Genomic DNA, 11538 nt, shown 5'->3' on the forward strand with positions numbered 1-11538 from the left:
GTTAACAAAGGCATGATGGATTGACACCGGTTTACGCCGGTGTTATTCTTTTCTAAATCATTAGCACTCAATTTAATTGATTGCTAACAAAGGAAGGTGTTATTTATGAAAGTATTGCCACTTTATAATGTTCTGGTTTTACCGAATTCAAATATTTATTTTCAGACTCAGGCTTTCCGTGCCATTGCCGGCAACAATGTTTATCAGGGGGATGATGTCACACTCCTTATCATGAAGGAACAGCAGACCCGGGAAGAGATAACTGAGGACAGCTTTTATCCCATCGGCGTTGAGGGAAAGATCGAGGAGATCAGCGGAGAGGGATATGTAATCATTAAAACCGGAAGACGTATCAATGTAAACGAAATCGCCATCAATGAAAATCATGAGATTTTCGTAGAAACTTCGGTTCGTGAGGATATAAAGGATCTGAACATTAACGAAGCAAGACAAAAGCTTTATGAGATAAAGACGGATCTTAAGGAGCTTTTGTCCAGATTCCGCTGGGGCTCCATCATGGAGAACTATATCGATCAGTATACTTCTATAGAAGAAGCGGCTTCGGTTCTCAGTTCCTGGATTTCCATCACAAATGAGGAGCGTTACGCCGTTCTCGAAATGGATTCCGAAAAAGAAAGATTTGAGGCTCTGGAGAAGATCATCTATGAGTATGCGGAGGTGACCAAGGTTACCACGGATGCCCACACTGCCCAGCAGCAGGATTATCAGAAGCTTTACAAGGAGAATGCCCTTAAGAAGCAGATCGACTATCTCCAGAAGGAGCTGGATGAAATGCATCCGGAGCAGGTGACTGAGGTTCGTAAGTTTGAACTGAAGATACAGGAATCCGAGATGAACGAGGAAGCAAGACGTGAAGCTACAAAAGTGCTCAACAGATTGAAGAATGACGGTGAACATTCCTCTGAGTCGGGTATGCTTTATGATTATCTTGATTTTGTTACCGGACTTTCATGGAAAAAGGAGCAGCCTGAGCTTATAGACCTTGATGAAGCGGAGAAGGTTCTTAGTGAAGAACACTTCGGAATGAAGAAGGTAAAGGAAAGAATCATTCAGCAGATCGCGGTAATGAACCTTAAGAGAAAGCAGTCAGGTTCCATCATCGTATTTGTGGGTGCGCCGGGTACAGGTAAGACTTCCATAGGTAAGTCCATTGCAAAGGCTCTTCACAGAAAGTATGTGAGAGTTTCTCTCGGCGGTGTTAAGGATGAGGCTGACATCAGAGGTCACAGACGTACTTATATCGGTGCCATGCCGGGACGTATCATGGACGGTATCAGCAAGGCGGGAGTTTCCAATCCTGTCATGGTACTTGACGAGATCGATAAGCTTTCAAGCTCCTACAACGGCGACCCTGCAAGTGCCCTTCTGGAGGTTCTTGATCCGGAGCAGAACAATACTTTCACGGATCACTACATGAATGTGCCTTACGATCTCAGTGATGTACTTTTCATTTGTACAGCCAACACTTTGGACACCATTCCGGCACCGCTTCTTAACCGCATGGAGGTTATCCAGTTCCAGGGCTACACACCCCTTGAGAAGTTCCAGATTGCGGAGAAGCATCTGCTTCCGAAGGCACTTAGCTCAGTGGGACTTCAGAGCGGCGATGTTAAGGTTACCGATGAAGCCATGGAGACCATCATTTCCGATTATACCCGTGAGGGTGGTGTCAGAGGCCTCAAGAAGAGACTGGATACCCTGTGCCGTATCGCTGCGGTGAAGTTCGTGAGAGAGAACGGGGTTCCGGAGGCTAATGTTTCGGACGAAGAGACGCCTGAAAAAACTGAACCCAAGATCATCGTTACAAAGGATGAGCTGAGAGAATATCTCGACATGCACGCCCTGACTCACAACAAGGTGAAGGATGAGGCGAAGCCGGGAGTTGTTACCGGTCTTGCATGGACCCAGGTGGGCGGAGAAATCCTTTATATCGAGACTCTGTTTACAAAGGGTGAAGGAAAGCTCAATGTTACAGGCCAGCTTGGCGATGTAATGAAGGAGTCGGTTCAGATAGCATTGTCGGTGGTTAAGGCGAGATTCCCGGAGCTTGCTTCTAAGTTCAAGGAGAATGACCTGCACATTCACGTGCCGGACGGCTCAACTCCGAAGGACGGACCTTCTGCGGGTATCACCATGACGACAGCATTAGCATCCCTTGTTACAGGACATCCGGTTTCGCCGCACATCGGTATGACCGGCGAGATTTCTCTTGAGGGTACAGTCAATGCCATCGGCGGTCTTCCGGAGAAGCTCATGGCAGCGGAACGCGCCGGAGTCACAAAGGTGTTTATCCCTAAGGATAATGTTGAAGACCTCCGGGATGTGGCAACTGAAGTAAAGGACAAGCTGGAGATAGTGCCTGTGGAGTATGTTGAGGATGTGCTCAGGGCTGTGGGAATCATGGAATAAAGCTAACCGCGTGAAAAATTTACTTTGCCAACCTATTTAAAAAAACTAAGATCTCTTTTATAAATTCATTTATTTGTAATACAGTTTCAGAATATGCAGACTTGTTTTAAGTGCATTGGTTAATTAAAATAGTGGTGAAGTTATAGATTGATAAATAGCCGGTTAGATGTGCATTTGTGTCAGATATTACGGCTGAAAAAACAGAGTTTTATAGATGAAAGGTTAAAAGAGAGATATGATTAATAATATAACTTTAGGACTCAAAAAGGCTGTAATGGTGCCTGCGTTGGCACTGGCGGCAGTGATGGTGATGGGCTGTTCTGTTACGTCTTTTGCCGCAACGAAGGTGGCGTGTATGGGAGATTCTCTTACAAGGGGATATCTTCTTGAGAACCCGGGAGAATCGTATCCTTCACAGCTCCAGAAAATGTTAGGATTTGATTATGAGGTTAAGAATTTCGGTTATTCATCGTCTTATGTTATTGATGATGGGCCCTTGGAGTATATTGACACACCTATGTATCGTGACAGTGTGGCTTATGATGGGGACATTCTCATATTTATGTTTGGCACCAATGACATCCGTGCCTATGACTGGACAGCTAAGTACTTTGAAAACCAGTATGCAAAGGTTGTAAATACTTATCTCATGAGCAACAAGAAGCATAAGATCTTCTTTATCATTCCTCCTGAGACAAGGGATTATTATTTCGGGATTCAGCGCGATTCTGTGGACCCTGTGAAGAAGGTTGCCGCAAGATTCGGGGCAACTGTCATCGACAGTTGTAATCTTGCTCTTGGTCATCCTGAGTACTATATGGAAGATAAGGTTCATATGACAGGAGCTTTCTATGAAAAGCTGGCACAGCTTGTGGCATCAGCTGTAAAGGGAGAGGTTACCGGTGAGATGATAGAAGGTGCCGAATATATCTATGCGCCGGAAGAGACCATACCTTCAGAGGTTCAGCAGGAAAACAACGTACTTTACGCTACTGCCAAGGCAGCGAAAGAGCAAAGGGATATAGAATATAAGCCTTATATCGATGAGCTTTTGGCAAAGCATCCGAACTACGAAACCACAGGAATTTATAATTAAAGAAAGAGAGACGGGAGCGGAGAAGTCCGCTCCCGTTTTTCAATAGTGCATTACCGTTTAAAAGAAGATATCTTTGCTTTGCAGAATGGAGGCTTCTAATGACGTGTTTGTATAAATGATTTATGAGGTTATGTCAAAGTATTTGAAACACCCTAAAATTTAGGGTATATTTGATATATCAAAGCTGTGGAATGAAGCCAATTAGATCTGCATCTGTGTGTTGGAAATAAACGGCGAAAAATATGAGTTTATAGAGGAGGGTAGAATGATCGAACTTCTTTCAAAAAATCTTTATATACAAGAACGTCAATCCTCTAAGGGTAATCAGCTGAAATGGAAACAGGATGGTATCTGGTACAAGGCGGATTATACCGGTTATGAGGGGATTTCTGAATATGTAGTATCCAGGCTGATGACACTCAGTAATCTCCATACCGAGGAGTTTGTTTTGTATGAAACTGAGCAAATACACTACAAAAACAAAGATTATCTTGGGTGTAAAAGCCGGGATTTTCTGGGAGAATCCGGACAGCTGATAACCCTAGAACGATTATATAGGAAACAATATGGATCAAGTTTTTACGAAGAGGTATATCATCTTTCTTCAGTTGAAGACAGGGCGAAATTCCTGGTGGATACAGTTGAGAAACTTACGGGAATTTCAGGATTTGGTGAGTATCTCTGTAAGCTTTTAACAATTGATGGTTTTTTCCTGAATGAAGATCGGCATCTTCATAACATAGCAGTCGTTCTGGACAAAAACAGACAGTATCGGGTATGTCCATTTTTTGATCAAGGGGCTGCTTTGCTGTCAGATACAAGTCTTGATTATCCCATGGACGGAGACATTTATGAGATGATGGATTCCGTTCATTCTAAAACTATTTCTCAAAGTTTTGAGGAGCAAATGGAGGCAGTATCAAACCTTTGGGGAGACAAACTAAAGTTTTCATTCAGTAAAAGTGATGTCAGAAATGTTTTGGAAGAGGAAGCTTTTTATCCGGACGTGGTAAAAAAGCGTATCGAAACTATTATTTATGAACAGATGAGAAAATATGCGTATCTGTTTGAGAAGTCCTAAAATTCAGGGGCTTTAGATGGATAACATTGGAGCCAATTAGATATACATCTGTATGTCAGATATAAATGACAAAAATATGCGTTTATAGAGCCAAGCAGATGTACATCTATGTGTCAGATATTAAGGCTCAAAAATAGCGTTAATAGATGAGGAGGGTGATTGACTGTGGTTGCGACTCAATATGCATTTGCACCGGAAATGACCGGAGATGAGATAAAGACAGTAAGAAAAATGGTGAATATGACTCAGCAGGAATTTGCGGATTTCTGCAACGTATCCCGAAAAACGGTTGAACACTGGGAGAGCGGGAAGGTCAATGTGACCGGTCCTATAGTTGTACTGCTCAGGCTGGTAACGGAGGACACCGGTATTCCGAAGCAATACGAAGTACCACCTCAGACAACACCTTTACGTATTCTATATATGTACAAAAATGATCTTTGTACTGTTATAGATGTGGACGACCGTGAAGAAACTGTTAAGATTAAAAATTATACGGATAATAATCAGTTCAGAGCTTTTGGAGTTATCACGGAACCGACCTATAAGGACTATCAGGACTTTTTGGAAGAAAGATGTTTTCCAAGAACCAGGGATAAAATGAAAATCCAGTTGGAAGCATTGGATCTTCCGTTTTATGATCCCATGCTGATAGTTGAAAAGACACAGGGTAGGATGGCAGAAGATTTTTTCTGGCTGGATATAAGAAGAAAAGATGGATAAGACACCAAATAATGTAAAAAATATATATAAAATCACATTAAACAGTGAAAATGTAAATGGTATTTTGCAGAAAGGGTAATGACCCTTGGCTGTACATGAAGGAAATCCAAATGTCATTAACATATGAGATAAAAACAGAAAAGGGAACGAGCTTTGCGTCTGTTACAGGTTATGAAGGATCTGTACGGGCGCTTTTTGTGCCTGAATATATAGATGGCGATGCTGGGATTCCTGTTGAAGAAATCAACAACAGAGCCTTTGCGTCAAGGGATGATATTGAGACCGTGACTCTCACTGATAAAGTGAAAAGGCTTCGGCCCTATGCTTTTCACAACTGTCATCATCTTCATTACGTGAAGCTTTCGGACAGCGTGGTGGATTATTATGACGGTGCTCTTCGTCAGTGCCAGGAGCTGCAGGAAATTGACATTACCTTTTATCAGACGGGGAGCTTCAGGCTTTTGAAGGAAATCGTTGGCGACAGTGATGCCATGATTCCGGTGCTGATTCATTTTCCGGTGGATGAGGAGCATCTGAGGGCAGATGAGGTTCTGGATAGGCTGCCGAAGAGAACGCTTAGGCGGGAGGAGATTGAGAATCCGGACGGGAGCATTAGCAAAAGGACCATGGTAACGGCGGCGCTTACGTTTCCGTCCTATGCGGATAATTACGAGGAGGACACCTTCAGCCGGGCTTTTCATGAGCATATCGAGGGTTCCGGGTACAACACGAGGCAGCTGGTGACGAGAACAGAGATTGATTTTTCCGGGTATGACAGGCAGTTTCAGAGGTTTACCTATGACGAGCCTGCCAGTGCGGTTAATGCTGCCTTCGGAAGACTTATGTATCCATGGAGACTTTCCGATGATTATAGAGAGCAGTATCGTGAGTATCTGAGGAGTCACAGCCCTGAGATTTTGCCGAGGCTGATTCAGGGGCAGAAGGCGCCCCGCTTCGGACATGAAGGGGAGCTTATCTGGATACCTCAGGATAGCAGGAGAACAGATGAAAGGATCAGGTTCCTGGTGGAAGAGGAACTGATCTCAGAGGAGGCAATCGTTCCGGCTCTGGAGGCAGCTTCCCGGGAGGGAGCGGTGCTCATCTCGGCTCAGCTAATGGATTATCAGAAACGGCATTTCAGGAGCGGTGCAGCAGGCGGGCCGGCGACGGGACCGGAGACCTTTGAATTATAAAAATACCGGAATCTGAAGATGATATAGGATAGTGTTGGAAGATAAAAGCCGGAGGCCGGTACGGCTGCGATATGTAATTGATTTTGCCGGATATAGGCCGGGCACTGGTGTAATTGTGATATGGTATTCGAGCTTTCGTGTATTTAAACTCATAGATTAACAAGCGAATAGATTTCAAGGTGGATTTATGGCAGATCAGAAATTAATGAAGTCCCACCGGGACCTTCGGGATTTTGGAAACAGAATACTTGCGGAATCAAGGACCGAGCTGTATCTCGCCATGAGATTTATGGGGAGGGCGCTGGATAGCCTGGGATATACATTGGACCTTAATACCCAGAGGATGGGGACGGATGCAAGGACTATACATTATAATCCGAGCTTCGTGTTCCATCTTTTTATAGAGAGCCCCCAGAAGCTTTGCAGGCTGTATCTTCACATCGTGCTGCACTGCATCTTCAGGCATATGTTCACGTCGGATCAGTATGAGGACAAGGAGCTTTGGGATCTGGCGTCGGATATACAGGTGGAGTCGGTGCTGGATTCCATGGATTATGACATCATTAACCGCCCGGCGTATCCGTTTCGGGAGGAGTGGTACGAGAAGCTTAAGGCAGAGTGCAAGGTGCTGACAGCGGAGAGGATTTATCATTACCTTAAGAGCATCAATCTCGATATAGATACAAAGCTGAAGCTTCAGCAGGAGTTTTACAGGTGCGACCATCAGTTCTGGAAGAGGCTGGAGGATGACAGCAAGGACCCTGAGGCCGGGCAGCCTCCTGAGATTCCCGAAGATATGAAGCCGCCCACAGGTGCCGCCGGTGATAATGCTGACGACGGGGACGCAGATGGCTCACATCAGTCAGATGATGGCTCCGGTTCGGAAAAACCGGAGGGTAATGACAATTCCGGGGAAGATCAGGCTGAGGCAGGCAGTGGGATGAAGCAGGATGACAAAAGCGGTCAGTCACAGTCGGGTGATTCGGGGCCCGATGGAAATGGTGGCTCCGGGGATGGGTCTCCTCTCGGAGAGGATATTGAAGAGCGAAGCCCGGAGAATTCCGGTGGCGGTGCGCCGCTTCAGCAGATTCCGATGGAGGAGCTGGACGAGAACTGGAAGGATACCGCTGAGAGACTGAAGACTGAGCTCGAGACCTTTGGTGCCGAAGCAGGGGATGAGACGGGAAGTCTCGCCTGGGTGCTTTCTGCGCAGTACCGAAAGGAAACAGATTTCAGAGAGTTCCTCAGAAAGCTCACGGTTGTGAGGGAGGAAACCAGAGTCGATCCGGAGAGCTTTGACTACGGATATTACAATTACGGCATGGAGGTCTACGGAAACATGCCGCTTATAGAGGAAAACGAATTTTGCGAGGACAGAAGGATATCAGATCTGGTCATCGTTATCGATACTTCGGCCTCCACTAAGCAGGAACAGGTCCAGAAATTTCTTAATGAAACTGCGGCGCTCCTCAGGAACAGGACAAGTTTTTTCAAGCAGATAAGAGTCCATATAGTAGAGTGCGATGATCAGGTTCAAAAGGATGTGACTCTACAGAAGCCTGAGGAGATTGAGGAGTATGCGGAGGGATTTCAGATCCGGGGTGGATATGGCACGGATTTCCGGCCGGCTTTTAATTACGTAGAGGAGCTTCGGAAAAAGAGAGAGCTTCCGGATATGAAAGGAATGCTCTACTTTACCGATGGTTACGGGGAGTTTCCGGAAAAGGCACCGGACTATGATACGGCATTTGTATTTGACCCGTTGGCGGACATCAATGATAAGGACGTTCCGTACTGGGCGATGAAGCTTTATTTGAAGGAATAAAGCCATTTGTTTTTGGTATTAGTCTTCAAATGAGTTGGAATTAGTATATGACACGCAGAAAAAGGATATAAGGTAGTTTGCGTGTCTAAACTGATTGTTTTAGAAAATGACGACACGCAGAAGAGCGAATGAAGACCAGGTGCGTGTAAAAAAATCTGACAGAGGTTGTTATGAACATCAAAGAAGCGAAACAGGAAGTTGTAAATACAGTAAAAGCTTATCTTATGAAGGATGAGACCGGAGCCTACAGGATTCCGGTGGAAAAGCAGAGACCGGTGCTCCTCATGGGGCCTCCCGGAATAGGAAAAACTGCCATTATGGAGCAGATTGCGGAGGAGCTTAACATTAACCTGGTGTCCTATACCATCACACACCATACCAGACAGTCTGCCATCGGACTTCCTTATATAAGTAAAAAGAATTACGGTGGGGAGGAGTATTCGGTTACAGAGTACACCATGTCCGAGATCATTGCGTCAATCTATGACCAGATTGAGCGTTCCGGTGTGAAGGAGGGAATACTGTTCCTGGATGAGATTAACTGCGTGTCGGAGACATTGGCACCCACCATGCTACAGTTCTTGCAGTACAAGACCTTTGGTTCCCATCGTGTGCCGGAGGGTTTTGTCATCGTGACTGCGGGAAATCCGCCGGAGTACAATAAGTCCGTGAGGGATTTCGACATTGTGACCCTTGACCGTGTGAAGCGGATCGACATCCTGGAGGACTTCAAGGTCTGGAAGGAATATGCCTATAAGATGGATGTGTGCGGTGCTATACTTGCATACCTTGAGATAAAGAAGGACAAGTTCTATTCGGTGAAGGCCGGGGTAGAAGGGAAGCATTTCGTAACAGCCAGAGGATGGGAAGATCTGAGCCGTATCATCAAGGTTTATGAGGATATGGAGCTGCCGGTGACGAGAGATCTGGTGGCAGAGTACATTGGCGACCCGGAGATCGCGAGGGATTTTGCAACTTACTATGAGCTTTACAATAAGTACCGCGTTACCTATCAGGTTCCGTCGATCCTTGCAGGCGAATTCCCGAAGGATGTGCGTGCTATCGTGACGGCACCTTTTGATGAGAAGCTTTCACTCCTTGGTCTTATGATTGAGACCCTGAACCGTGAGTTCCGGAAGTATGCGGAGAACCTCGACATTCAGAGAGAGGTGTTCGCGGAGGTGAAGAAGCTGAAGGAGGCTGCAGCAGGCAGTACGGCGACAGGTTCGTCTGAAAATGGTATTGCAGCAGCCGGTGCATCATCAGGAAATGCGGGACTTCTTGACATCCTAAGAACCGATCATGACTTCCTGAAGCTTCAGATGGAAAGAAATATCAAGGCACATATGCTCAGCCGTTATCAGGAAAGGATTCAGAAAAAGGTACTTTCGGCTCTTGAGGAGCTTGAGGAGAAGCTGACTCTTTCCGGTGGTGACGATGCAGAGCTTTTCGCAGTGGCAAAGCAGTGGTTTACTGAGAGAGAAGCAGCCAGAACCGGGGCTGTCAGGACCACAGGGGATCACCTGACTAATGCCTTTGAATTTATAAATAAGACCTTTGGGGAAGGACAGGAGCTTGTCATTTTCCTTAGTGATCTCAACGCAGGATTCTATTCCCTTAAGTTCATCTCCGAGTGTGGAAATGATGCATACTACAAGTACAATCAGTATCTGCTTTTAAAGGATCAGAGGGCGAAGCTCAGAGATGAAGTCATGAAGGTGATGGAAATCTGATGAGTATATCGTTAAAAAGAATATGAAGAGTTATAGTATTTAAAATACTATAAAATGAAAGAATCCGCGGGGCATTGTTCCCGCGGATTTTGGAGGTATTGTGATGGAACTGTCACTTATTGCTATATTTGACCTTATAGGAACCGTGGCATTTGCGATTTCCGGTGCAGTTGTGGGAATAGAAAAGAAGATGGATATTTTCGGTGTTAATGTTCTTGCAGTGACAACAGCCTGTGGAGGCGGACTGTTCCGTGATATCGTGATAGGAAATACTCCTCCCAATATGTTCAAGAATCCATTTTATGTCATAGTGTCCATTGTTACTGCCAATGTTATATTCCTGAATGCCTGCATGAATAAGTCTAAACCTGAAAAAGTTCGAAGAGCTTATAACATATCACTGGTTTGTTTTGATACTTTGGGGTTGGCGGCATTCGCTGTAGATGGTCTGAGAGTCGGTATGTATGCCGGATTCGGAGACAACAGTTTTCTTCTGGTATTTCTCGGACTTGTTACCGGAGTTGGAGGAGGTGTACTTAGAGATATAATGTGCGCAAATATGCCATATGTTTTCATAAAGCATATATATGCACTGGCGGCGATAGCAGGAGACATTATTCTGATTCTGGTATATCATGTAACAGGTGATATACGTATATCCATGGTGCTGGGATTTATCTCTATTGTAGTACTCAGATCTGCGGCTATCATTTTTAAGTGGAATCTTCCCCGGGTTAATCATTAGGATCTGTATCGAGGTATTATATTAATGCTGCGACATTGATCCTTCAGGGAAGTGGATTGGAAGAATTTTTAAGATCGAACAGACGGTAATGTGATGAATAGTAAACAGAAGCAGACAAAGGACAGGGAGAGATTCCTTCCTGCGGTTCTTGCGATAGAGAAGCTTATCAGGAGTGGAGATGATTGTCTCATTATTGCCATAGATGGGCGCACCGGAGCCGGAAAAACCACAATTGCCAAATACCTTCACGGAAAGTTTGGCGGGAATCTTTTTCACATGGATGATTTCTATCTCCAGAGTCATCAGAGGACAAAGGAGCGTTTGCTGGAGGTCGGGGGTAATGTTGACTACGAGCGTTTCAAGCGTGAGGTGCTTGATGTGATTGAGAGGCGCGATGTGGTGCACTACAGGCCTTTTAATTATCATACGATGGATTTTGACGCAAAGTACGCGAGGGATATGGTGCCGAAGAGGGTCAATATCGTTGAGGGTACGTATTGTATGAATCCATACTTTGGAGATCCATATGACTTGAAGATTTTCATGGATGTGGAGCATCAGCAGCAGATTGAGAATGTTATCGACCGGGAGGGCACTTCCGAGCTTGATGACTACATCGACAAGTGGATTCCGAAGACGGATATCTACATCGAGCGCATGGGCGTAGAGGCGAGGTGCGACCTTAGGATCATGTACTCGAAGGATTAGCCGG

9 protein-coding genes are annotated in these 11538 nt (G+C 45.2%); all 9 read left to right on the forward strand.

The window, feature by feature from the left end; all coding sequences use genetic code 11:
* Positions 1–105 precede the first annotated feature (105 nt).
* The 9 genes from lon (at position 106) to T357_RS0101690 (ending at position 11534) form a co-directional block, all read left to right on the forward strand.
* A complete protein-coding gene (gene lon, locus T357_RS0101650; RefSeq protein ID WP_031547991.1) occupies positions 106–2430 on the forward strand; it encodes an endopeptidase La in 2325 nt (774 codons plus the stop codon).
* A 235-nt stretch (positions 2431–2665) separates the two neighbouring features.
* Positions 2666–3526 carry a GDSL-type esterase/lipase family protein gene (locus tag T357_RS0101655; RefSeq protein WP_031547993.1) on the forward strand — a complete coding sequence of 287 codons (861 nt, stop codon included), beginning with the start codon at positions 2666–2668 and terminating at the stop codon, positions 3524–3526.
* Between the two features lie 265 nt (positions 3527–3791).
* Entirely contained in the window at positions 3792–4607 is an 816-nt protein-coding gene (locus T357_RS0101660; protein ID WP_031547995.1) for a hypothetical protein, read from the forward strand.
* Positions 4608–4772: 165 nt separating this feature from the next.
* On the forward strand, positions 4773–5330 hold the full coding sequence (locus tag T357_RS0101665) for a helix-turn-helix domain-containing protein (RefSeq protein WP_242840043.1): 558 nt from the start codon (positions 4773–4775) through the stop codon (positions 5328–5330).
* Positions 5331–5440: 110 nt separating this feature from the next.
* The gene (locus T357_RS0101670) at positions 5441–6523 is read left to right on the forward strand and encodes a leucine-rich repeat protein (protein WP_031547999.1); all 1083 of its coding nucleotides are present in this window, start codon (positions 5441–5443) and stop codon (positions 6521–6523) included.
* 187 nt (positions 6524–6710) lie between these two features.
* Positions 6711–8348, forward strand: coding sequence for a vWA domain-containing protein (locus tag T357_RS0101675; protein ID WP_031548001.1), 1638 nt, complete (start codon positions 6711–6713; stop codon positions 8346–8348).
* A gap of 170 nt (positions 8349–8518) precedes the next feature.
* On the forward strand, positions 8519–10081 hold the full coding sequence (locus T357_RS0101680) for an ATP-binding protein (RefSeq protein WP_031548003.1): 1563 nt from the start codon (positions 8519–8521) through the stop codon (positions 10079–10081).
* A gap of 103 nt (positions 10082–10184) precedes the next feature.
* Positions 10185–10826, forward strand: a complete 642-nt coding sequence (locus T357_RS0101685; protein WP_031548004.1) for a trimeric intracellular cation channel family protein — start codon at positions 10185–10187, stop codon at positions 10824–10826.
* A 93-nt stretch (positions 10827–10919) separates the two neighbouring features.
* A complete protein-coding gene (locus T357_RS0101690; RefSeq protein ID WP_031548006.1) occupies positions 10920–11534 on the forward strand; it encodes a cytidylate kinase family protein in 615 nt (204 codons plus the stop codon).
* Positions 11535–11538: the final 4 nt, after the last annotated feature.

It is taken from the genome of Oribacterium sp. FC2011, from assembly GCF_000701645.1.
Taxonomy (GTDB): Bacteria; Bacillota; Clostridia; order Lachnospirales; family Lachnospiraceae; genus Oribacterium.